Origin of the sequence: Arthrobacter sp. ZGTC412 (genome assembly GCF_002929215.1) — a bacterium.
Taxonomy (GTDB): Bacteria; Actinomycetota; Actinomycetes; order Actinomycetales; family Micrococcaceae; genus Arthrobacter.
Genome location: NZ_PJII01000011.1, coordinates 1 through 21,894 on the forward strand (window position 1 = coordinate 1; position 21,894 = coordinate 21,894).

Genomic DNA, 21,894 nt, shown 5'->3' on the forward strand with positions numbered 1-21,894 from the left:
GAACCCGGAAGCTAAGACCCACAGCGCCGATGGTACTGCACCCGGGAGGGTGTGGGAGAGTAGGTCACCGCCGGACACACATTACGAGTAGGGCCCTGACACAATGTCAGGGCCCTACCGCTTTAACACACAAACACCACACCAGCCCGAGTCCTCCCAATCCGCACCCACCAGGAAACCCTCCACCACCTCCCGCGGCAGCACCACCGTCGCACTCTCTTCGAAACAGCTCTGGCCGCCAAGCTGCAGGAGCCGATGGAGCGTCGCAGGGGGGGGCAGCAGTCAGGAGGCGTTGCAGGGAGGGCCGCGGGTAGAGTGGAGCACCATGAACAGCCTCTTTAGCCACGGCAGCGAACCGTTCGGAAGCGATGACAAGAGTCCCACCGAACTCCTCGAGCCCGTCGTCAACACAGTTGTAGTACCAGGAAACGTGGCGCACGCCTTCGCCGGCTTTACCGACCACACACACCTCTGGTGGCCGCTGGATACGTTGGGTGTGTATGGCGCGGGATCCTATGTCGAGTTCGAGGAGAACCTCATTCTGGAAACGGCCGACGACGGCCGGACCAGCATCTGGGGCACGCTTGACGACTGGCAGCCGCCGTTGTCCTTCCACGCTACCTGGCACCCCGGCTCCACGGCGTTGTGGTCCACCGAGCTGCGCGCGGCCTTCCGGCCACTGGCCGCCGGCACGGAAGTGCGCATCGTCCACGACGGCTGGGAAGGGGCCGAGAACCCGGCCGCAACCCGAGCCCAATACGTTGCCGCCTGGCCCCTGATCCTTGCCAGGTATTGCCGCTTTATGGGCGTCCCTGAGGCTAGCGGGGCGTAGGCCCGCCCGACGGGACCAGGATGGAAGGTCAGGCCCGCCGGAGTCCGGACTCGTCCGGTGGCACAGCAGTGCTGGTCCTAATCACAAACTCCGTCCGGAACTCCTGGTCAGTTTCCGGTGGTACTGGAACGTCGTCGGATCCGCTCTTAGGCTCAAGCAACTGCAGCGCAGTCCTGGCAGCGAGGGCGCCCTGCCCGCGGGGGTCCTGGTCGATCGTGGTAAGGCCGAAGGTCTCACCGAGCTCGTGCCCGTCCATGCCAACCACCGAGAGATCCCGGGGAACCTGCAGGCCGAAATCCCGGGCTGCCAGTATGGCGCCCACCGCCATTTCGTCCGAAGCTGCGAAGACAGCCGTCGGGCGCTCCGCTGAAGTGCCTAACAACCGGCGGGCAGCGGTGTAGGCGCCCTGCACAGTGAAGTCGGCGGTGATCTGCCAGTCCGGCCGGATGTCTAAGCCAGCGGCGGTCATGGCGCGCTGGTAGCCGGTTTGCCGGATTCCGGGCAGCTTGAAGTCCTGGTTCAGTGCAGCGTCGCCGGTGACGTGGGCTATCCGCGTGTGCCCCAGCCGGATCAGGTGGTCGGTGGCCATCCGGGCCAGCCGCTCGTCGTCGATCCTGATCGTGGAGGCCCCGGGTAAAGTCCCGCCGATGCCCACAATAGGGCGGTGGACAGCCAGCAGCTGCTGGATCTCGTCGTCGCTGAGCACCAGCGCCACGGCGATCACAGCGTCGAGGCGCTTCCGGAGGAGGAAATCGTTCAGCACGCTTTGGCGGCGCTCCGGCTGGTCGCCCACGTTGTAGAGCGTCAGGTCGTAACCGGCATCCAAAAGGGTGGCAGACACACCCTCCAGCACTGAAGAGAAATACCAGCGGTGGACGGACGGCACCACCAGGCCAATATTGTGGTTCCGCCCGGAGGCCAGGCTGGAGGCGTGATAGGACGGGACAAACCCCAGTTCCCCTGCCGCCTCCAGCGCCAGTTTCCGGCTCTTGGCGGAGACGTTCGATTTTCCGCTGAGCGCCCGTGAGACCGTTGCGACGGATAAACCCGCCTTGTCTGCGACGTCCTTTATCCCGGCCATGCTCAATTGGCGGAGGTGTCCGGTCCAATCCGGAACCAGGCGGTTTCGCCCGAAGCCAGCAGACCGTCCGGCCCTGAAGCCGCGCTGCGGACGAGGACCTGGCCGGCGGGCATTTCCAGCGGCTCGTGGTTAAGGTTCATAAGCACCAGCGTAGTGCCGTTGACATACGCCAGGGATGACCCCGTGCACCAGTCCTCCGCCCACGCCAAGGACCCGCGGCCCAGGTCCAGCTCGCGGCGGATCTCCAGCATGCTCCGGTACAGGGACAGGTGCGACGACGGCGAGCTGGCCTGCAGGTCACGGGCCAGTCCAGCGAATGAGGATGGCATCGGCAGCCAGGGGTCGTTGCCGGCGCCGAAGCCGAAGTGTCGTTCATCGGCGCGCCACGGCAGCGGAACGCGGCAGCCGTCACGGCCCAGTCGTTCCCCGCCTGTCCGGGCGAACGTGGGGTCCTGGCGCAGGCGCTCAGGAATGTCGATGCCGTCAGGCAGCCCAAGCTCCTCACCCTGGTAAAGATAAGCAGCCCCGGGCAGCCCCAGCATAAACAGCGAAGCAGCAGCAGCACGGTGCCGGCCCAGCGCCGTGTCAGGTTGCGGATCGGCCAGGCCGATCCCGTCACCATCGCGGGGCCCCTGCCCGTTGTAGCCGAAGCGGGTGGCGTGGCGGACGACGTCGTGATTGGAAAGCACCCAGGTGCTTGGAGCGCCGACGGCACCCAGGACAGTAAGGGAGTCCGTGATGACCGAGCGCAGACGGTTCACGTCCAGCCCTGCGTGCAGGTACGGGAAGTTGAAGGCCTGGTGCATCTCGTCGGACCGGACCCAGTGCGCAAGGCGGGGGAGGTCGACGCTGGCTTCTGCGCAGAAGATACGGTCCGGGCCGTACTGGTCAAGGATTCTCCGCCAGGCACGGTAGATATCGTGGATGGCCGGCTGGCCGAACATAGGTGCCTCGTGGCCCGGGAAGCCGTCTGAACTTCCGCCGTCGGCCCGTCCTCCCCAAGCCGGGAGCCCCGGCGCCTTGACCAGCGCGTGGGCCACGTCCACGCGGAAACCGGAGACACCCCGGTCCAGCCAGAACCGGAGGATCCGTTCGAACTCGGTATGGACGGCGGGGTTGTCCCAGTTGAAGTCGGGCTGGGATGAATCAAAAAGGTGCAAGTACCACTGGTCGGGCTGGCCTTCAGGTCCGGTCACCCGGGTCCAGGCGGGACCGCCGAAGTGGGACTGCCAGTTGTTGGGCGGCTCTTGGCCTTCGGTCCCATTGCCGTCCCGGAAGATAAACATGTCCCGCTCGGGGCTTCCCGCCGGCGCCGCGAGGGCTGCCTGGAACAGCGGGTGCTGGTTCGAGCAGTGGTTGGGCACCAGATCCACAATCACGCGCAGTCCCAGCCGGTGGGATTCTGCCATCATGACGTCGAAGTCCCTGAGGGTGCCGAAGATCGGATCAACGTCGCAGTAGTCGCTGACGTCGTAACCGGCGTCGCGCTGGGGGGAGCGGAAGAAGGGCGACAGCCAGACGGCGTCAACCCCGAGCTCGGCCAGGTGCGGCAATTCCTCCGTGATGCCCGCAATGTCTCCCACGCCGTCGCCGTTGAGGTCGCGGAACGAGCGCGGGTACACCTGGTAGATCACGGCAGAGCGCCACCAGCCAGGCTGGCTGTCCTCCGGGTGGATCAGGGTCAACGGCCCGGTGTGCGGAGCGGTGGTGGGCGTCACAGTTTCGACAGACATGGAAGCAAGCTTAGCTTGTTCAGCGAGGTGCATGGAAACGCTTCCACGGCCTAGGGCAACGACTAGCCCTAACAGATTGCCTTTCCGCAGGTCAGGGCTGGAAGCGCTTGCAGAAGTTACCCCCCAGCGCCGCCACCGGGAGCCGCCAGTGCTCAAGGCTCACTCACGGCGCCGTCCTAAACTGGTGGGACACGTGCGACGACGGATGGAGGCTTCGTGGGAAGCGTAGTTGAGGAACTGGAGACCGTGCTTTCGGCCGGCCAGGTGGACCGGACAGAAGCAACCCTCAGCCGGTACGCGGTGGACCAAGCGCCCATCCTCGACTACCAGCTCCCACTGGCAGTCGTGTTCCCGGAGTCAGTGTCAGACGTACAGGCAGTTGTGAAGATCTGCGCGGCCGGCGCCGTGCCGATAGTGCCGCGGGGCGCCGGAACGGGAGTGTCCGGCGGCGCCCACGCCACCAGGGATTGCATCATCCTGTCCCTCGAGCGTATGGACAGGATCCTGGAACTGAGTCCTGACGACGAAACCGCCGTGGTGGAACCGGGAGTCATCAATGCGGTGCTCAACGAGGCAGCAGCAGCCCATGGCCTGATGTATGCGCCGGATCCTGCCAGCTTCCGCAGCTCCACCATTGGCGGCAACGTGGCCACCAACGCGGGCGGCCTGCGGTGCGCCAAATACGGAGTCACCAGGGACTCGGTCCTCGCGCTGGACGTAGTGCTGGCGGACGGCTCGCTCATCCATACCGGCCACCAGACGTTCAAGGGGGTGGCCGGCTATGACCTGACCAGTCTGTTCGTCGGGTCGGAGGGAACGCTTGGCATCGTGGTGGGGGTGACCGTGCGCCTGAAGTACCTTCCCCGGGAAGTGCACACTGTTGCTGCCTTCTACCCGGACTTCCGTCTCGCGGCCGCCGGCGTCCTGGCCGTGGGCAGGGCGCGGGTCCAGCCCGCCATCATGGAATTACTCGACGGCGGTACCCTGGCCCAGCTGGACGAAATCCACGGCTCGGACCTCACGGCGCGCGGCCGATCGCTGCTCCTGATCCAGACGGACGGCTTCGGTGCTGCCGCCGAGGCAGAAGTGGTGCGGGAAGTCCTGAAGGCCGGCGGGGCGATTGTCACCACCGCAGCCAGCGCGGAGGCAGAACGGCTGGTGGAGCTTCGGCGCCACAGCAGGGGCGTGGAAGTCGACGACGAGTACCGGGTGGGAGAGGATGTCGCCGTGCCCCGCTCGCGCCTCGTTGACTATGTCGCTGCCCTCGAGGGCATGGCCGCCAGCAACGGTGTGCATCTGAAAGTAGTGGCACACGCCGGCGACGGCAACCTGCACCCCACCTTCTGGATAAACCGGAAGGAGCACGTGGTGGATACGGGTGCAATGGCGCGGCTTCAGCAAGTACTTGACGAATCCATCACGGCAGCCCTGCAGATGGGTGGAACCATTACCGGGGAACACGGCGTAGGGCAGTACAAACTGCGGTGGCTGGGCCAGGAACAGCCGGAGCCCGTCCGGGAACTCCAGCGCCGGATCAAGGAACTGTTCGATCCTGCCGGCCTCCTGAATCCCGGTAAAGCGATCTAGCTTAGTCGTCCGAGTCCGGGTACTCGTCGATCGACTCGTCGTCGCCGTAGCGTGACTCTTCCGTCTCCACCTCGAGGATTTTCAGCATCCCGGTGTCGGGGTTGAGCATGATCGCGGCCTCGTCCCGGCGGTGCCGGAGGATGGAGTCGATGTAGGATTGCACTGCTTCCGCCAGGGGAATGTGCCGCTCCTGCTTTTCGGACATGTACCAGCGGTGCTCCAGGACCTCGTGCACGGCCTCCGCAGGCTCCAGCTTGCCGGACAGGTCACGAGGAATGGACCGAACAATCGGCTCGAAGATTTGGCTGACCCAGAGATGGGCGCTGTATTCCTCGTCCATGTCCGGGTTGTTGTCCGCCCGGAAGGAGTCCATGTCGTTGAGGAGCCGGCGCGCCTGGTTCTCCTGCGCGTCCAGACCGGTGAGGCGAAGCAGCCTTCGCTGGTGGTGCCCGGCGTCCACCACCTTGGGCTGCAGCTGGATGGTGGACCCGTTTTGGGTGGTCTTGATGGCGTATTCCTCGACGTCGAACCCGAGTTCATTGAGCCGCCGGATCCGGGCACCCACCCGCCAGCGTTCGCCGAGTTCGAAGGATTCCTTCTCCGTCAGTTCTGTCCAGAGGCGGCGGTAGCTGTCCATAATCAGCTCGCTGGTGGCCACCGGGTCCACCTTTTCCTCGATGAGCCCGCCGTCCAGCAGGTCCATGAGCTCGCCTGCGATGTTCACCCGGGCAATTTCCAGATCATACTCGCGCTGGCCGGTGGACAGGTCCGGGTAGAGCTCACCGGTTTCGGCGTCCACCAAGTAGGCCGCGAATGCGCCAGCGTCGCGGCGGAACAGGGTGTTTGACAGCGAAACGTCACCCCAATAAAAGCCGATCAGGTGCAGCCGCACCATCAGCAGCGCCTGCGCGTCAATGAGGCGGGTGAGCGTGTCCTTGCGAAGCATCTGCGAGAACAGAGCACGGTACGGCATGGAGAACTTCAGGTGCCGGGTCACCAGCACCGGGTTCAGCGGCCGTCCGTCCAGCGTGGTGCGGCCTGTGATAACGGCAACGGGTTCCACGCAGGGAACGTCCAGCCGGGCCAGCTTGCGGAGCATGTGGTACTCATGCCGGGCGACGTGCTCGGAGGTTTCCTTGATAGCGATCACGGAACCGCCAAGGTGGGCGAAACGGACGATGTGCCGGGAGATGCCGCGGGGGAGTGCTGCCAGGTTCTCTGCCGGCCAATCCTCCAGCGCGATGTGCCACGGCAGGTCGAGCAGTTCAGGGTCGGCCGCCGCCGCCGTGATGTTCAGGGAGCTGGAGACCGAAGCGAGCTTGCCGTCGTCGGCACTCGCCGCCACGAACCGGGGCAGCTTCCCCACCTGGGCGTAGTCGGTGGGTTCATCGTGCCACTGGGCGCTGTATTCCTCGGTCATGGGTCAATTCTTCCGTACATAGGCGTGGCCAGCTAATTCTTCTGCCGGCCCAGTTAAAGGCCGACGGCGGCCGTCCAGTAAGGAGGGCCGCCGTCGGTAATGCTTGTGGTGAGGGCGCCGGTGCCGGTGGGGACTAGTCGCCCAGGCGCAGGCCGGTCTTGGTGTCGAACAGGTGCACATGGCCCGACTGCGGACGGACGTAGATGGACTCGCCCTTCATCGGGGGGCGGCGGCCGTCGACGCGTGCCACGATGTCGTGGTCCTTGCCGTCAAGGGTGGTGTGGCCATAGACGTAAGCGTCGGCGCCGAGCTCTTCAACAACGTCAACTTCAACCTTGAGGCCTTCGCCGGCCGGTGCCGTCTCCAAGTCCTCGGGGCGTGAGCCCAAGGTGACGGTGCTGCCGTGTGCTTCCTCGAGGACGTTGCGGGGCACGGGGTAAACCGTTCCGCCGAACTGCACGCCGCCGTCAACAACCGGCAGCTCGAGCAGGTTCATGGCGGGGGAGCCGATGAAGCCGGCAACGAAGACGTTCTTGGGCTTGTCGTACAGGTTGCGCGGGGTGTCAACCTGCATCAGCAGGCCGTCCTTCAGCACAGCGACGCGGTCGCCCATGGTCATTGCCTCGACCTGGTCGTGCGTCACGTAAACAGTGGTGACACCCAGGCGGCGGGTCAGGGATGCGATCTGGGTGCGGGTCTGCACGCGGAGCTTGGCGTCCAGGTTGGACAGCGGCTCATCCATGAGGAAGACCTGAGGGTTACGCACGATGGCGCGGCCCATGGCGACACGCTGGCGCTGACCGCCGGAGAGTGCCTTCGGCTTGCGGTCCAGGTAAGGCTCAAGGTCAAGGAGCTTGGCGGCTTCACGGACGCGCTCGGCGCGCTCTTCCTTGGAAACACCAGCGATCTTCAGTGCGAAGCCCATGTTGTCAGCAACAGTCATGTGCGGGTACAGCGCGTAGTTCTGGAAAACCATCGCGATGTCGCGGTCCTTCGGCGGAACGTCAGTGACGTCGCGGTCGCCAATGAGGATACGGCCTGCGTTGACGTCCTCAAGGCCTGCGAGCATGCGCAGCGAGGTGGACTTACCGCAACCGGAGGGTCCAACGAGGACCAGGAATTCGCCATCGGCGATGTCGATGTTGAGCTTATCGACGGCGGGCTTTTCGGTGCCCGGGTACAGGCGGGTAGCGTTATCAAAAGTAACTGTAGCCACAGTTATCAATCCCTTCACCGGCAGGTACGTGCCGGACGATCCGTTGTGAATGGTTCATGTTTGTTCAGTTTTGTGCTGCAAACGATCTTCAGCCAAGGCTTGGGAGCGTCGAGTGACACCGCACGGTCTCTGTGCGCCACATCACAAGCAAGAGTATGTCAGATGTTGCGCTTTTGGGGCCAAATGTTACGGACGTCACATATGACCTTGCTCAACTTCTGCCTTGAAATCCCTGCTGGTCTTCGTCGGCGACGGCCACGCTCCGCTCGTGAAGCAGCACCTCCAGCAGTTCCGCCACATGCACCGGTGCTTCCACGCGGTACTGGGCCTGGGTGAAATCCAGCCCCACCTTGACGCCCACGTCCCCTGGCTCCAGGCGGGCCAGCGCATCCTCGTCCGTGGTGTCGTCGCCGGCAAACACGACGGCCGTCGCACCTGTGACCTGGCGCAGGAACGTAACGCCCTCTCCCTTGGAGGCGTTCACCACGGACGTTTCCAGGACCCGCTTTCCGTCCTTGAGGAAGACGCCCTTGCGGTCCTGCAGCAGCGAACGCGCGGCCGAAACCGCGTCCTGGGCGACGTCGTCCTCCGCCTGGCGGGTATGGAGGACCACGCCGGCCGGCTTGTCTTCCAGCATGGTGCCGGGCGCCTCCGCAACGATCTCCGCCAGGATGCCGCGGACCTCGCCCAGCAAGGCCTTTTGCTCATCATCGAGCGCCAGGCCGGTCGATCCCGGCCCCAGCCAGGCCTCTGCCCCGTGGCTGCCGATCAGCAGGGTGTCGACCGGCGGCGACGCCACAGCGCGCAGGCTGGCGAGGGCGCGTCCGGAGATAAGCGCCGTTGTCGTGCGTGGCAGCACGGCGAGCCCGGCGAACGCCGTGGCTGCGCGTGGAAGGGGGCGGGCGTCGTCGGCGTGGCCCACGATGGGAGCCATGGTGCCGTCGAAGTCCATGGCCACCAGCAGATGCTCCGTCGCGGCGAGGCGCCGAAGCGCCTCGCGCAGTTCCGGTGTCAGTGCCAACTTGCCGTTGCCGGGCCGGCTCTCAGGAGTCATCACGGACCGCTTTCTCGTCGAGGGCCTTCAAGAACTCGGCGGACCAGTAGTCCACATCGTGCTCAAGGATCTGCTTGCGCATGGCCCGCATGCGCCGCGAAGCGTCACGGGGTGACATCTCCACAGCCCGCATGATCGCGCCCTTCAGGCCGTCAATGTCGTGCGGGTTCATCAGCAGGGCCTGCTTGAGCTGGTCGGCGGCACCGGCGAACTCGCTGAGCACCAGGGCGCCGTCGTTGTTGGTGCGGGCCGTGACGTACTCCTTCGCCACGAGGTTCATGCCGTCCCGCAGGGCGGTTACCAGCATGACGTCGGCGGCCAGGTACAAAGCCACCATCTCCTCCACGGGGTAGCTGTGGTGCAGGTACCGGACCGCGGTGTTCTCGAGGGTGTCGTAGGTGCCGTTGATGTGGCCCACCGTGCCCTCCACCTCCTCCCGCAGGAGCCTGTACTGCTCAACGCGCTCGCGGCTGGGGCTGGCAACCTGGATGAGGGTGGCGTCGGCCACGGACAGCTTGCCGTCGGCCAGGAGCTCCTCGAACGCTTTCAGCCGGTGCCGGATGCCCTTGGTGTAGTCCAGGCGGTCCACGCCCAGCAGAATGGTTTTCGGGTTGCCGAGGTCCTGGCGGATCTGACGCGCCCGCTCAATGATCTCCGGCTTTTGGGCCAGCTCACTGATCTGCTGGACGTCGATGGAGATGGGGAACGCCTGGGCCCGGGCGATGTGCGTGATTTCGCCATCCTGGCCCTTAACGTGCACCTGCTGCTGCTTAACGCTGGCGCCAAGGAAGCGGCGGGCCGAACGCATGAAGTTTCCGGCGTCGCTGGCCCGCTGGAAGCCCACCAAGTCCGCGCCGAGCAAACCGTCGATGATGGCCTGCCGCCAGGGCAGCTGCGCGAAAATCTCGGGTGGCGGGAACGGAATGTGGTTGAAGAAACCGATCCGGAGGTCCGGCCGGGCTTCCCGGAGCATCCGCGGCACCAGCTGCAGCTGGTAGTCCTGGATCCACACCGTGGCGCCTTCGTCAGCGTGGCGTATGACGGCGTCGGCGAACCTTCTGTTGACCTTGCGGTAGGCGTCCCACCACGTCCGGTGGAACTCAGGCGGGGCGATGACGTCATGGTAAAGCGGCCACAGCGTGGCGTTGGAGAAACCCTCGTAATACAGCTCGACGTCGTCAGCGCTGAGCTGGACCGGGACCAGGTCCATGCCGCCGTGGCTGAACGGTTCCACCGTCTCGTCCGGGGCGCCGTGCCAGCCCACCCACGCGCCGTCGGTCTTGGTCATCATCGGTGCCAGCGCGGTCACCAGGCCGCCCGGGGACCGGCGCCACCCGGAGCCGTCGTCACCGCTTTCGCCGGGGGCGCAGCGGTCGACGGGCAGCCTGTTCGAGACCACCATAAAGTCATACTTTGTCTCCCCGCTGTGGCCGGAGCCGGCGGCGCCGGGCCCGGCTGCGGTGGAAGGTTTTTCCTGGACGGGTGTTTGCATTGCGGCCCCCTGGGGTTGCTTGTGCCTCTTAGTTCACCCTAACGGGACGGAATCTTCCGTGCTATTCGTCCGTTGGTCAATCCAGCAGAATACTTGAACGGGCAAGCTCTCAGTTTTCTCCCCTAAAATGGGAGGGTTGCCACGAATTGGTCCCCCTCGTCGATCGACCCAAGGAACACATGAGCCCCGCAAACGAAGTACGTAAGTCCAAAGCTGAGCGCACCGCGGAGGCCCGCGACAAAGCGCGGCTGATCCGTGACGCCCAGTTGAAAAAGGACAAGCGCAACAAGCTGCTGATCGGGTGGGGGATTGTGGCGGCCGTTGTCGCCATCCTGGCAGTGATTGCATTGGTGGTGACCACCAGCATCCGGCAGAACACCCCCATTGCGGACCAGGGACCGGTACCGGCCAGCGCCAACGTCAACGGCGGTGTGACCCTGCTGGCGAACACGGAAGTCAAGAAGACGGACACAGCCACGGTGGACATGGCTAATCTTCCGGCCAAGCCCGATACGCAGCCGAGCCCTGTGGCTGCGCCCGGCGCCGAGGCCGAAGCGGGCCAGCCGGTAAAGGTGATTGCCTACATCGACTTCATCTGCCCGGTCTGTTTGCGGTTCGAAAACACCTACAACGACGCCCTCACCACGCTCCGCAATGAAGGCAAGATCACCATGGAGTACCGTCCGCTGGGCTTCCTGGACCGCCAGTCCAGCACCAACTACTCCTCACGCTCAGCCAACGCCGCCGCCTGCGTTGCCGACAAAGCACCGGAAAAGTACGCCGAATACGTTGACGTTTTGTTTGCCAACCAGCCAGCCGAAGGCGGAGCCGGACTCTCTGACGACAAGCTGAAGTCCCTGGCCAGTGACATCGGCGCGGACATCAACAGCTGCGTGGACGACAAGACCTTCCGCCCCTACGTGAAGTACTCCACCGAGCTGGCAGCGAACACCGGCATCACGGGAACGCCCACCGTCTTCATCGACGGCAAGCAGTGGGACGGCGCTGCCGACCTGAACGCTGAGATCCAGGCAGCGATCGACGCCAAGGCCTAGAGTCCCCTTGGTATCTGGGCCCGCCGCCGGATAAGTTCCGGAGGCGGGCCCTTCCGTTTGCGCGGGGCATCTTCCGCGGGAACCAAAGCCTGCGTTTTTACCACCGGGAGGACTTGGGCTAACCTTATCTAGCGCCGTTCAGGTGCCCCGCCCGCAAGGGCACGCCTCCTTAGCTCAGTTGGCCAGAGCACCGCTCTTGTAAAGCGGGGGTCGTCGGTTCGAATCCGACAGGGGGCTCCGACCGACCATCCCTCCTGGTAATTCTTGAGGTAAATATCAAGTACCCGACGGCGGGATGTTGTGGTTCAGGCGCAGGAGGTTCTGCGGATCATAACGGTCCTTAAGAGCAACGAGCCGCTGGTACTTGTCCTGCCCGTAGGCATTGCGCGCAGCGTCCGCCTCCTTGATTCCCAGCTCCGCCCCCAGGAAGTTGACGTATTCGCCCTGCTCGGCGAACGGACGCATCCGCGCGTAGGCCCTGCGGGCGAAGGCGGTCAGCCGCTCGTCCTCGGCCGCGTCGCGCCAGAACCCGTAAACGTTGAGCCAGTAACGCGCGGAGCGGTTCGGGAACGCTGTTGCCTCTTCCGGGACCCGCCCAAAGACGCCCTCCAGATGATGGATATCGATGCCGGTTCCCTCCCACGACAGTTCGGAGGCGAAACCAACCACAACGTCCACTACCTCCTCATCCAGCCGTGAGAACGAAACGTTTTTCCAGTAGCCGCGTGAGCCCTTGGGGAACACGGCGTCCATGGCGCTTTGCCAGTCCAGCCAGGAGGTGGGTCCCTTCTTCTCTTCGTCAGGCGGAGCAGCGGCCCGGAGCTGGTCTATGAGGTTGAGGCCGGCTTGGTGGTCGTCGCCGGCCCAGGCGACTCCAAGGATCATCCAGGGCTCGTTGCCCATGCCGAACTCGGGCGGGAAGACCAGGAACGAGATGATCGGGTTCATTTCGTCGGGCAGGTCCCGGGTCCAGGCATCGAAGGCAACAAGGGCAGCCCGCCAGTGCTGTTGCCGGTAGAAGAGGTTCCCGCACAGGGGTGCCGCTGGCAGGGGGCGGGCACGGAAGGTGAACGAGGATACGACGCCGAAGTTCCCGCCACCGCCGCGCAGTCCCCAGAACAACTCGGGGTTCTCGCCCGCGCTGGCGTGCAGGTGCTCTCCACCGGCGGTCACGATGTCGGCGGCTTCCAGGTTGTCCAGGCTCAGCCCGCCCGTGCGGGTCAGCCAGCCCACCCCGCCGCCAAGGGTGAGGCCTGCTATCCCTGTCCCACTGATGACTCCCAAAGGAACGGCCAGCCCATGAGCGGCTGTAGCTCCGTCCACGTCCGCCAGGGTGGCTCCCGGCTCGACGGTGACGAGCCTGCTTTCGACGTCGACCGTGACAGCCCGGAGCGATCCCAGATCCAGGACCAGGCCGCCGTCGACAGTGCCGTGGCCGGCGACGTTGTGCCCCCCGCCGCGCACCGCCAACGCCAGGCCGCTGCGCCGCGCGGCATCGAGCACAACGTCGATGTCCGGGACCGCTCCGGCCTTCGCGATGGCGCGGGGACGAAGATCCACCATCCCGTTCCATACCGCCCGGGCTTCCTCGTAGAGCGGATCCTGCGGCTCGATCAAGGAGCCCTGCAGCCGTCCACGCAACTCCTGCAGTGACTGCTGGATCTCAAGCTCCGGATTGTTGTGATGAACTGTAGCCATCGCTGTTACTTCCAGATCAGAGGGCAAGGACAATCCGCCCGTGTTGCCGATGCCGGGAGTTTAGGAGCAGTTTTGTGGACGGGTCAACAGCCTATTTTTTCCTCCCCCTCAGGCAGCAGCCCGGGATTAATATTCACGAGACAGGGACGAAACGCGCTCTCAACATTGGCTCCGTACGGTCGGAGGCATGACAGCTCAATTTGCAGCCCGAATCCGTGCCTGGTTCGCGGATACCTTCTCCTGTGAAACTCCGGGCCAGGCTGCAGATGCCATGGCGGATGCGACGCGCTGGGGCTGGCTGCCGGCACTCAGTGGCGTGGCCGTCGGAGCAGACCATGCGCGGGAACAGCACCTGGAATCCGCGGCGGAACCGGGCGCGATGTCTGCTTGAACACACTTTTGCGCGCGTAAAGGCATAATGACCTAAACTGCTTCACTGAGGTGCCTGAAATGGTGCTGTGCAGCAACGAAAGTGAACACGCTATGGCTACCGATTACGATGCTCCGCGCAAGCAAGAAGAAGAGTCTCCTGCCGACTCCCTGGAGGCGCTGCAGGCTTCACGCGGCGCCAACGCGCAGACCGCGGTGATCGACCTCGAAGAAAACGACACTGCCGAGGGCATCGACCTGCCCGGTGCCGATCTGTCCAACGAGGAACTGACCGTCATCGTGGTTCCCGAGCAGTCAGATGAGTTCACCTGCTCGTCCTGCTTTTTGGTCCGCCACCGGTCCCAGGTGGCCCGCGAGAAGAACGGCATGAAGTACTGCCGCGACTGCGAAGGCTGAAATCCATAACCAAACAGGGCCGGCCACCCCTGAAGGGTGACCGGTGCTGTTTCGTCTTTCCGGTGTCGTTATCAGGCATAACGGCCGGGTCCAGAAACGGCACCGGAACGGTTAAGGACGGGGGTAAAAAAGCCCCGGATTTACAGGCGCGTGATGCGCATCCTGGCTTCCTTACGGTTCCGCGCCGAAGCGGCCACAGCCCTCGTATTCAGTAGTGCGGCGCTCCTACGCTTGAGCTATCCAATCGCACCACTCACCACGGATGGCACCCACAATGAAAAAACTCCTCATCTGGCTCACGGCTCTCCTCGTGGCTGTCGGGCTGGGAATCCTGGTTCCGGGGCCCGCCTCGGCTGCCACATCGTATTGCGGTCTTCAATGGGGGTCCCTCACAAAAGCCGGGCCCAAATTCAGCACCGCCTCCGTCACCAACGTCCGGACCGGGCAGCACTACTGCTTTGACCGGATGGTGGTTGACCTTAACGGCCCGGCTACGGGCTACACGGTCCGGTATGTCCCGAACATTGTCCAGGACGGCTCCGGTTTCACCATTCCGGTCAAGGGCAGCGCACGCCTGCAGGTTACAGTTCATGCACCTTCCTATGACCAGAAGGGCAAAGTCACGTACAACCCGCGGGCAAAGGCCGAACTGTCCAACGTCTCCGGCTACCAGACCTTCCGGCAGGTGGTTTACGCCGGAAGCTTCGAGGGCTACACCAGTGTTGGCCTGGGCGTCCGCGCACGGCTGCCCTTCCGGGTCTTGACGCTGGACGGTCCCGGATCGGGTTCACGGCTGATTGTGGACGTGGCCCACTTCTGGTGACCCAACTAAGGTGACCTAACGAAAAGGTGCCGCACCCGGGAATCCGGGTTCGGCACCTTTTCTGTGTGCTGCAAGGAAAGCGGACCTACTCCGGAACAACCAGTGCGGGGCTGTCCCGCTTGAGGGTTTCGCCGCGGAAGAAGCCGGGACGCAGCCGGGACATCACCAGCATGAACACCGCGCCAAGGGCCAGGATGCCCACCCCCAGGACAAACACCAGCCCCACACCGAGCACTTGAGAACCACTGCCGAACTCCGGAGCCCAGCTGTCCACGGCGGTCTGCAGGAACACCACGAACAGGCCCACGCCGCCGAGCACGGGGCAAAGGAACCGCAGCACGACGTTGCGGAGGCTGTTGAAGGCACTGTTGCGGAAGTACCAGGCGCAGGCGAGGGCGGTCAACCCGTAGTAGAAGCAGATCATCAGGCCAAGCGCCAGGATGGTGTCGTTCAGGACGTTTTCGCTGACCACGTGCATCACGGCGTAGAACCCCGCGGAGACGATACCCGCGGCAATCGTGGCGTAGCCCGGCGTCGCAAAGCGCTTGCTCACGCGGCTGAGGGGTTCCGGCAATGCCCCGTAGTGGGCCATGGCCAGCAGGCTGCGGGAGGGCGACATAAACGTGGACTGCAGCGAGGCAGCGGAGCTGGAGAGCACGGCCAGGGACATCAGGATGGCGAAGGGGCCCATGATGGGGGAGGCCAGGGCCGTGAAGATGTTCTCGTGGTTCTCGGTGTTGTTCAGCCCGTTGCCGGTGTCCCCGACGCCGGCGAACATCATGGTGGCGATGGTGACCAGCAGGTAGATCGCCAGGACGATCACTGCGGTCAGGGTGCCGGCGAGGCCCGCCGTCTTTTTGCCGTTGGCGGTTTCCTCGTTGACGGTGAGGCAGACATCCCAGCCCCAGTACACAAAGATGGACAGGGAGATGCCCGCGGCGATCTGCCCGAACGTCTCGATTTTGGTGACGTCGAACCAGTCCCAGCTGAAGGGGATTGCTGTCTCTGAAGTGGACCAGTTGGCGAAGGCCATGGCCACAAACAGGCCCAGCACCAGCAGCTGGAACCCCACCAGGCCGTACTGCACCAGTTTGGTGGTGTGCAGGCCGCGGTAGCTCACCCACACGGCAAGGGCCACGAACACAAAGCAGGTCAGCACGTTCAACGGCTTGTTCGCGGCCAGGTCAGCCAGCTCCGGCGAGCCCGTGAGCTGGGAGAGGAAGAGGTAGAAGAAGTCGACGGCCACGCCGGCCAGGTTGGACAGCACGATGATGTTGGCGGCGAGCAGCCCCCATCCGCCCATCCAGCCGACCCAGGGACCGAATGCCTTGGTAACCCAGGTAAAGGTGGTGCCGCTGTCCGGGGAGTCGGCGTTGAGCTCCCGGTAGGCCAGGGACACCAGAATCATGGGGATGAACCCAATAAGGAAAATAACCGGCAACTGCAGCCCGGCTTCGTTCACCGTTGGCCCCAGCGCGCTGGTGAGTGTGTACGCGGGGGCGATGGTTGAAATACCAAGGACGACGACGGCGAGGAGCCCCAGCTGCCCGCCCTTCAGGCCCTTGGGGGTAATCCCGTGGGCGGTGCCGGGAGCATGCCCGCCGGCGGAGGCACCCTTACGGATGGTTTCTGTCATGACACCACTTTCTGGGAGGCAGCAGGCTGCTGTTGGGTGATGCAGTGAATCCCCCCGCCGCGGGCAAACAGCTCCCGTGCGTCGATGGCAATGATGCGCCGTCCGGGGTAGGCCTCCGCCAGGATCTGCAGGGCCTTGTCGTCCTGGGGGTCGTTGAAACTGCAGGCGATGACGCCGCCGTTGACCACCACGTGGTTGATGTAGCTGTAGTCCACGAAGCCTTCATCATCCCGGAGTGTTTCGGGTGCGGGGACCGTGATGATGTTCCATTCTCGGCCGGCGGCGTCCGTGGTTCCGCGCAGGAAGTCGATGATTTCCCGGCTGACCTCGAAGTCCGGATGTCCCGGGTTCTCCTGTGAATGGACCAGCAGCGTGCCGGGGGAGGGGATGGCGGCCACAATGTCCACGTGGCCGCGGGTGCCGAAGCGCTCGGAGTCGCGGGTCAGGCCCCGCGGCAGCCACACCACGTGGGTGGCGCCGACGGTGCGGGCCAGCTCCTGCTCGACGTCCGCCCGGCTGAGGCCGGGATTGCGTCCGGGATCCAGCTGCACCGTTTCCGTAACGAGGACCGTTCCCTGGCCGTCCACCTGGATGCCGCCGCCTTCGTTCACCAGCGCTGAGACGAGGTGCCGCGCACCTGAGCGCCCGGCCACCTCGCCGGCGATCAGGGCATCCTTGTCCCACTGCGCCCAGTCCTGCCCGCCCCAGCCGTTGAACACCCAGTCCACGGCACCGAGCTGCCCCTCGCTGTCCAGGACAAAGGTGGGGCCGATGTCGCGCATCCACGCGTCGTTCAGCGGGGCCGTAAGCACCTCAACGTCAGGGTGCAGGTAGGCCGCGGCTGTGCTGACGTCGTCGGGGTCCACCACCATGGTGACCGGCTGGAATTCGACGGCGGCGTTCGCCACCGCGGCCCAGGTGGACCGGGCCGCGTCGGCTGCTTCAGCCGACTCCCCAAGGGTGTAGCCGCCGGCAGGAAAGGCCATCCAGAGCCGCTCCTGGCGCGCCGTTTCGGCAGGCATCCGCCACTGCGTGGCTTGCGCAGCCAGCAGCGGTGCGCCGGCGTCCTGATGCACCATGGCGGCGGTCACGAGCACACCTCCGCGAACCCGCGCTCGCCGCCGATGGATTCGTTCGGGCTGACAGGTTCGGTGAGGCGGCCATAGGTGTCCGGGCGGCGCGTTGCCAGGAAGGGGAACAGCGTCAGCCAGTCCTTCCTCTGGTCCAGGTCCAAATCAGCCACCAGGACGGCGGACGCGTCGCGGGGTGCCTGGGCGAGGATCCGGCCGTAGGGATCGGAGATGAAGGACGATCCGTAGAAGTTCAGGGTGCCTTCACTTCCCCAGCGGTTCGGCGCGATCATAAAGAGCCCGTTGGCGATGCCGTTTCCTACAATCACCTGCTGCCAGAGCGGCCGGGTATCAAAATCGGGGTGGTCAGGCTCGGAACCGATAGCTGTGGGGTAGACCAGGATTTCTGCACCGCCGAGGGAGTACAGCCGGGCCACTTCAGGGAACCATTCGTCCCAGCACGTGGGCATGCCCAGCCGGGCGCCGCCGAGTTCAGCGGGTGCGTGGACTTCGTAGGCGTCAGCGGCGGCCGGGCCCTTCCGGAAAAACTTGTCCTCGTAGTAGCCGGCGGTGACCGGGATATGCAGCTTATGGGTGCGGGCCAGGAGCTCGCCTTCCGGCGAGACCAGGATGGCCGTGTTCAGGCCCAGGCCGTCGTCCTTTCCGTCAGGGTCCTCCGCCCGCTGATACAGGGACGCGTGGACGGATACCCCATGGCGCCGGGCAGCGTCCGCGGCGAACCGGAACGTGGGGCCGGCCAGCATGTCTTCGGCGATATCCGAGGGCCGGGAACGGGTGGGGCCCTCGGCAGGATCGTTGTGGGGCAGTGTGTCCGCCGGGTACCGCGAAAGCGTCAGCTCGGGCAGGAAAACAACGGCGGCGCCAAGGCGGGCGGCCCGGCCAATGCCTTCGTTCAGCTCAGCCTCCACAGAGGCACGGTCTGCTTGCCACCGGTGCTGGACCACGCCAACGCGCAGGGCCGGCCGGCTGGACGGCGACGTCCGGGCCAGGGAGGCGGGTGCGTCGAGGCAGGAAATTTCAATCATGTTGGCTACTCCAGTGAGACGACGGTCACTAAATGAATGACGTTCATTTAGTATGAGGTTCCATCCGCCCGGATGCAAGGGGAAATATGAACCACATTCGTTTATGTCGCAAAAATGAAAATAGTAAGCTCACTGAGAAATTTGCCAAGGGTCCCGTCCTTTGCCGTGCGTGGGGCTGGTAGCGTCAGGATTACTGGACCAATCGAGGAGGACGTATGAAAGCTTCACCGACACTGACCAACAACCTGCAGGCTGTGCTCACTGACCTGATCGAGCTGCACATCCAGGGCAAACAGGCCCACTGGAACATCGTGGGAACCAACTTCCGGGACCTCCACCTGCAGCTGGACGAAATCGTTGACGCCGCCCGCCAGTTCGCTGACGATACGGCCGAGCGGATGCGCGCCTTGCACGCGCTCCCGGACGGGCGCAGTTCCACGGTGACAGAGGCCACCAGCCTCGCTCCCTTCCCAGAGGGGCTCATCAGCACCAAGGATGCCATCGAGCGGATTGTTGCTGCCCTTGAGGCTGCCGTGGGCACCATGCGGAAAGTCCACGATGAAGTTGACGAGGAAGACCCCACGTCGGCTGACCTCCTGCACGAGTTCATCGCCAAGTTCGAGCAGTTCGCGTGGATGGTGAACGCCGAAACCATGAAGCCCACCGCGAGCGTGACCGCGCCGGACGCGCAGTAGCCCGCGAGGAGCGCAACACGGCCTTCAGCGCCCGGCGCCGGACTTAGAGTCCGGCCGCCGGGCGCTGTTTTTGTGGCTGCAGGCGGGCTGCCCGTTGCTGCGGCGCCCATGCCGTTTATTGTGCCTTGGGTACCTTCCGCAGCACGACGGCGGCCAGGACTGCCGCCGTCGCCATCAGTACCAGCCCGATCGCGGCGGTGACGTGGACTCCAGAGTCGAAGGCGGCGCCGGCTGCATGCCGGACGGCATCCGCAAGGGGAGCGGGCAGGCCTGCTGCGAGCTCCATGGCTCCGGCCAGGGTTTCGCCGGCGTGTGCAGTGCCGTGCCCGAAGGCAGCCGCTGGAAGGCCTTCCGGGAGCCGCAGGTTGTGCTGGTAGGACGCCGTGAGGATGGAGCCCAGCACGGCAGTTCCCAGCAGGGCGCCCACCTCGTAACCCGTCTCGGAGATCGCTGAGGCTGCCCCGGATTTTTCCGGCGGCACGCTTCCGAGGATGAGGTCATTGGAAATTGTCTCGGCCGTTCCCACGCCCAGTGCCAAAACCAGCAGGGCAGCGAGCAGCAGTGCCGGGCCGTTGTCATGGCTGCCGAACGTCACCATGCTGTAGCCGGTGGCGCTCATGGCCAGTCCGGCGCCCACCACGAAACCCGGCCGGATCCTGCGTACCACCGGTACCACCGCGAGGCCCGCCACCACGGTTGCCACCAGCGCTGGAATCATTGCCACTCCTGCGGCGGAAGGGGACATGCCCTCAAGGAGCTGAAGGTGCTGGGCCAGGAAGAGGATAAAACCGTTGAAGGAGAACAGTGCCAGGACATTGGCGGTGATGGCCATGCTGAACACCCGGTTGCGGAACAGGGACATGTCCAGCAGCGGGTTGGTCAGCCGCTGCTGCCGGCGGACAAAAACGGTGCCCATTGCCAGGCCGAAGGCAATGCTCCCCAAAGCCAGCGGGCCGGCACCTTCCGTGGCAAATTCCTTAATGCCATAGACCACCGGAACCATGGTCAGCAGCGAGAGCAGGATGCTGGGCACATCCACCCGGCCGGGCGATGGGTCCTTGGATTCCGGGATGAATGCCGGCCCGAAAGCCAGCAGCGGCAGCATGATGGGCACGGCCACCAGCAGAATTGCTCCCCACCAGAACTGCTCAACGAGCCACCCGCCGAAGATTGGACCCAGTGCGGCGCCCCCGGAGAACCCCGCGGCCCAGATGGCGATGGCCAGCCGCCGGCGGTTCGGATCCACGAAAATGTTGCGGATCAGGGACAGGGTGGAGGGCATCAGCATGGCACCGAAGAGGCCCAGCGCTGCGCGGCCGGCAATCAGCCAGCCGGCGCTGGGGGCAAAAGCCGTTACTGCTGAAACGGCTGCGAAGCCGATGCTCCCGGTGATAAGCAGCCGGCGGCGTCCGATCCGGTCGCCCAGGCTCCCCATTGCAACGAGCAGTCCGGCCAGCACCAGCGGGTACGCGTCCACAATCCACAGGAGCTCAACTCCGGACGTGCCCAGCGCGCTCGCGATCGCGGGCAGCGCAAAGGTCAGCGCCGTGTTGTCCACGGCAACCAGGAGGACCGGGAACATCAGAAGTCCCAGCGCGAGCCAGTCCCGCCATTTTCCGTTGGCGGAATCCGGTTCAACCGGAGCAGTTGACGTGTGACGGGCGATGTTTTGTGGGGGAGTGGCGGAAGACATCATGCTTTAACTGTACCGTCCGGACGGTATAGTTAAGAAATCAAGCACAACGATGGATGATGGGAACCATGCCCCGGAAACCCGTAGCCCGAGACGCAGTCCTCGATGCCTTTGAAGAACTCCTGATTGATGTGGGGGAAAGGGCTGCCACCCTGGATGCTGCGGCGAAGCGTGCCGGCGTCTCCAAAGGCGGCCTGCTGTACCACTTCCCCAACAAGGAAGCGCTGATCACCGCCACCCTGGAGCGGTTGGACCGCCTGGCAGGGGAGGACCTCGCTGCCATGGCGGCTGCGCCGGAAGGCGCTGCTGCGTACTTCATCCGGTCGTCGCTCTGGTCCGACACCCCCATGGACCGTTCCTTTGTTGCCGCGACGCGCCTCGCCGAGGTGGCCCATGAAGATGCCCGCCGACGTTTTGCTGCCATCCAGCAGCAGTGGCTGGACCTCATCGGGAAGGACGTGGGCACGGCAATGGCAAAGGCTGTGCTCTATATGGGTGACGGGCTCTATTTCAATGCAATGTGGGAGAGCGGGCCGTCCGGAAACCCCGGCGACAGGAAGGCTGAGGTGGACGAACTTCTTGCCGCCGTCGAGCGGCTGAGGGGTTAGCCGGTATTTGCTCCTGAGCCCGCGGCATAGGAGAATTGGCCCATGTGTGGGCCGTCACCGGCCGCCAGGAAAAACCCAAATGAATAGCCTTTGATCTGCGGCGGGAGAGTTCTGCCAGAAGGTACAAGCAGGCGCCGTAGGAGCAATACCTCCCCAGGAATCTCACAGGCCCATGTACCGCCGCGGCGAGGCAACTCTGGAAAGTAGCAGGCTGTCCGCCTCGGCATCCGGTCCCCGGATACCTGGACGGCCGTGCTCACCGACGGTGCAAGCGGGGCCAGCGGAAGCAGGCAACGCGGAAACTCTCAGGTCCAGTTACAGAGCGGGGAGGAACCCGAACCGATGCGGCGTACCCCGACGCCGCCTAAA

The 21,894-nt window shown here is 64.7% G+C and carries 19 protein-coding genes, 1 tRNA gene, 1 rRNA gene and 2 riboswitches; of the genes, 10 read left to right on the plus strand and 11 right to left on the minus strand.

The features are described from left to right. Together rrf and CXQ88_RS13220 are read left to right on the plus strand one after the other, a co-directional pair. Positions 1-76: ribosomal RNA gene (rrf, locus tag CXQ88_RS22845) — 5S ribosomal RNA — on the plus strand; the annotation flags it as partial. A 249-nt stretch (positions 77-325) separates the two neighbouring features. Next, on the plus strand, positions 326-832 hold the full coding sequence (locus CXQ88_RS13220) for a hypothetical protein (protein ID WP_104044623.1): 507 nt from the start codon (positions 326-328) through the stop codon (positions 830-832). A 28-nt stretch (positions 833-860) separates the two neighbouring features. Here CXQ88_RS13220 and CXQ88_RS13225 read toward each other — a convergent pair whose 3' ends face one another. Both CXQ88_RS13225 and CXQ88_RS13230 read right to left on the minus strand, forming a co-directional pair. Then, entirely contained in the window at positions 861-1,913 is a 1,053-nt protein-coding gene (locus CXQ88_RS13225) for a LacI family DNA-binding transcriptional regulator (RefSeq protein ID WP_104044624.1), read from the minus strand. Positions 1,914-1,915: 2 nt separating this feature from the next. Next, entirely contained in the window at positions 1,916-3,646 is a 1,731-nt protein-coding gene (locus tag CXQ88_RS13230; protein ID WP_104044728.1) for a glycoside hydrolase family 13 protein, read from the minus strand. A gap of 216 nt (positions 3,647-3,862) precedes the next feature. On the opposite strand from CXQ88_RS13230, the gene CXQ88_RS13235 reads away from it, so the two are divergent. Then, positions 3,863-5,233, plus strand: coding sequence for an FAD-binding oxidoreductase (locus CXQ88_RS13235; protein WP_104044625.1), 1,371 nt, complete (start codon positions 3,863-3,865; stop codon positions 5,231-5,233). Position 5,234: 1 nt separating this feature from the next. On the opposite strand, the gene CXQ88_RS13240 is transcribed toward CXQ88_RS13235, so the two are convergent. The 4 genes from CXQ88_RS13240 to CXQ88_RS13255 all read right to left on the minus strand — a co-directional run bounded on the left by CXQ88_RS13240 (position 5,235) and on the right by CXQ88_RS13255 (position 10,415). Beyond that, positions 5,235-6,653 carry a DUF4032 domain-containing protein gene (locus tag CXQ88_RS13240; protein WP_104044626.1) on the minus strand — a complete coding sequence of 473 codons (1,419 nt, stop codon included), beginning with the start codon at positions 6,651-6,653 and terminating at the stop codon, positions 5,235-5,237. A 133-nt stretch (positions 6,654-6,786) separates the two neighbouring features. Next, complete coding sequence (locus CXQ88_RS13245) at positions 6,787-7,869, minus strand: ABC transporter ATP-binding protein (RefSeq protein WP_104044627.1); 1,083 nt, start codon at positions 7,867-7,869, stop codon at positions 6,787-6,789. A 211-nt stretch (positions 7,870-8,080) separates the two neighbouring features. Then, positions 8,081-8,923, minus strand: coding sequence for a trehalose-phosphatase (gene otsB / locus CXQ88_RS13250; RefSeq protein ID WP_104044628.1), 843 nt, complete (start codon positions 8,921-8,923; stop codon positions 8,081-8,083). After that, positions 8,913-10,415: an alpha,alpha-trehalose-phosphate synthase (UDP-forming) gene (locus CXQ88_RS13255; RefSeq protein ID WP_104044629.1), complete on the minus strand. Its 1,503-nt coding sequence runs from the start codon at positions 10,413-10,415 to the stop codon at positions 8,913-8,915. Before CXQ88_RS13255 ends, otsB begins: the two co-directional genes overlap by 11 nt. A gap of 179 nt (positions 10,416-10,594) precedes the next feature. Here CXQ88_RS13255 and CXQ88_RS13260 point away from each other — a divergent pair, with 179 nt between their 5' ends. Together CXQ88_RS13260 and CXQ88_RS13265 are read left to right on the plus strand one after the other, a co-directional pair. Further along, positions 10,595-11,470: a DsbA family protein gene (locus CXQ88_RS13260; RefSeq protein WP_104044630.1), complete on the plus strand. Its 876-nt coding sequence runs from the start codon at positions 10,595-10,597 to the stop codon at positions 11,468-11,470. A 163-nt stretch (positions 11,471-11,633) separates the two neighbouring features. After that, a tRNA-Thr gene (locus tag CXQ88_RS13265) sits at positions 11,634-11,707 on the plus strand. 39 nt (positions 11,708-11,746) lie between these two features. Here the strand turns inward: CXQ88_RS13265 and CXQ88_RS13270 are convergent. After that, positions 11,747-13,168, minus strand: coding sequence for an FAD-binding oxidoreductase (locus tag CXQ88_RS13270; RefSeq protein ID WP_104044631.1), 1,422 nt, complete (start codon positions 13,166-13,168; stop codon positions 11,747-11,749). 187 nt (positions 13,169-13,355) lie between these two features. Between CXQ88_RS13270 and CXQ88_RS13275 the strand changes: the two genes are divergently transcribed. The 3 genes from CXQ88_RS13275 to CXQ88_RS13285 all read left to right on the plus strand — a co-directional run bounded on the left by CXQ88_RS13275 (position 13,356) and on the right by CXQ88_RS13285 (position 14,777). Next, on the plus strand, positions 13,356-13,559 hold the full coding sequence (locus tag CXQ88_RS13275; RefSeq protein WP_104044632.1) for a hypothetical protein: 204 nt from the start codon (positions 13,356-13,358) through the stop codon (positions 13,557-13,559). A 92-nt stretch (positions 13,560-13,651) separates the two neighbouring features. Next, the gene (locus CXQ88_RS13280; protein ID WP_104044729.1) at positions 13,652-13,954 is read left to right on the plus strand and encodes a DUF4193 domain-containing protein; all 303 of its coding nucleotides are present in this window, start codon (positions 13,652-13,654) and stop codon (positions 13,952-13,954) included. Positions 13,955-14,228: 274 nt separating this feature from the next. Continuing rightward, the gene (locus CXQ88_RS13285; RefSeq protein WP_104044633.1) at positions 14,229-14,777 is read left to right on the plus strand and encodes an AMIN-like domain-containing (lipo)protein; all 549 of its coding nucleotides are present in this window, start codon (positions 14,229-14,231) and stop codon (positions 14,775-14,777) included. A gap of 85 nt (positions 14,778-14,862) precedes the next feature. On the opposite strand, the gene CXQ88_RS13290 is transcribed toward CXQ88_RS13285, so the two are convergent. The 3 genes from CXQ88_RS13290 to CXQ88_RS13300 form a co-directional block, all read right to left on the minus strand. Further along, positions 14,863-16,413, minus strand: a complete 1,551-nt coding sequence (locus CXQ88_RS13290) for an APC family permease (RefSeq protein WP_104044634.1) — start codon at positions 16,411-16,413, stop codon at positions 14,863-14,865. After that, positions 16,410-17,435 carry an agmatine deiminase family protein gene (locus CXQ88_RS13295; protein WP_104044730.1) on the minus strand — a complete coding sequence of 342 codons (1,026 nt, stop codon included), beginning with the start codon at positions 17,433-17,435 and terminating at the stop codon, positions 16,410-16,412. Before CXQ88_RS13295 ends, CXQ88_RS13290 begins: the two co-directional genes overlap by 4 nt. A gap of 65 nt (positions 17,436-17,500) precedes the next feature. Then, positions 17,501-18,529: a nitrilase-related carbon-nitrogen hydrolase gene (locus CXQ88_RS13300; protein WP_104044635.1), complete on the minus strand. Its 1,029-nt coding sequence runs from the start codon at positions 18,527-18,529 to the stop codon at positions 17,501-17,503. A 215-nt stretch (positions 18,530-18,744) separates the two neighbouring features. Between CXQ88_RS13300 and CXQ88_RS13305 the strand changes: the two genes are divergently transcribed. Continuing rightward, entirely contained in the window at positions 18,745-19,224 is a 480-nt protein-coding gene (locus CXQ88_RS13305; protein ID WP_104044636.1) for a Dps family protein, read from the plus strand. Between the two features lie 115 nt (positions 19,225-19,339). On the opposite strand, the gene CXQ88_RS13310 is transcribed toward CXQ88_RS13305, so the two are convergent. Continuing rightward, positions 19,340-20,920 carry an MFS transporter gene (locus CXQ88_RS13310; protein ID WP_181037512.1) on the minus strand — a complete coding sequence of 527 codons (1,581 nt, stop codon included), beginning with the start codon at positions 20,918-20,920 and terminating at the stop codon, positions 19,340-19,342. 65 nt (positions 20,921-20,985) lie between these two features. Between CXQ88_RS13310 and CXQ88_RS13315 the strand changes: the two genes are divergently transcribed. Next, positions 20,986-21,525, plus strand: coding sequence for a TetR/AcrR family transcriptional regulator (locus CXQ88_RS13315; RefSeq protein WP_104044732.1), 540 nt, complete (start codon positions 20,986-20,988; stop codon positions 21,523-21,525). A 91-nt stretch (positions 21,526-21,616) separates the two neighbouring features. Then, a riboswitch (glycine riboswitch) is annotated at positions 21,617-21,715 on the plus strand. Next, a riboswitch (glycine riboswitch) is annotated at positions 21,716-21,856 on the plus strand. Positions 21,857-21,894 lie beyond the last annotated feature (38 nt).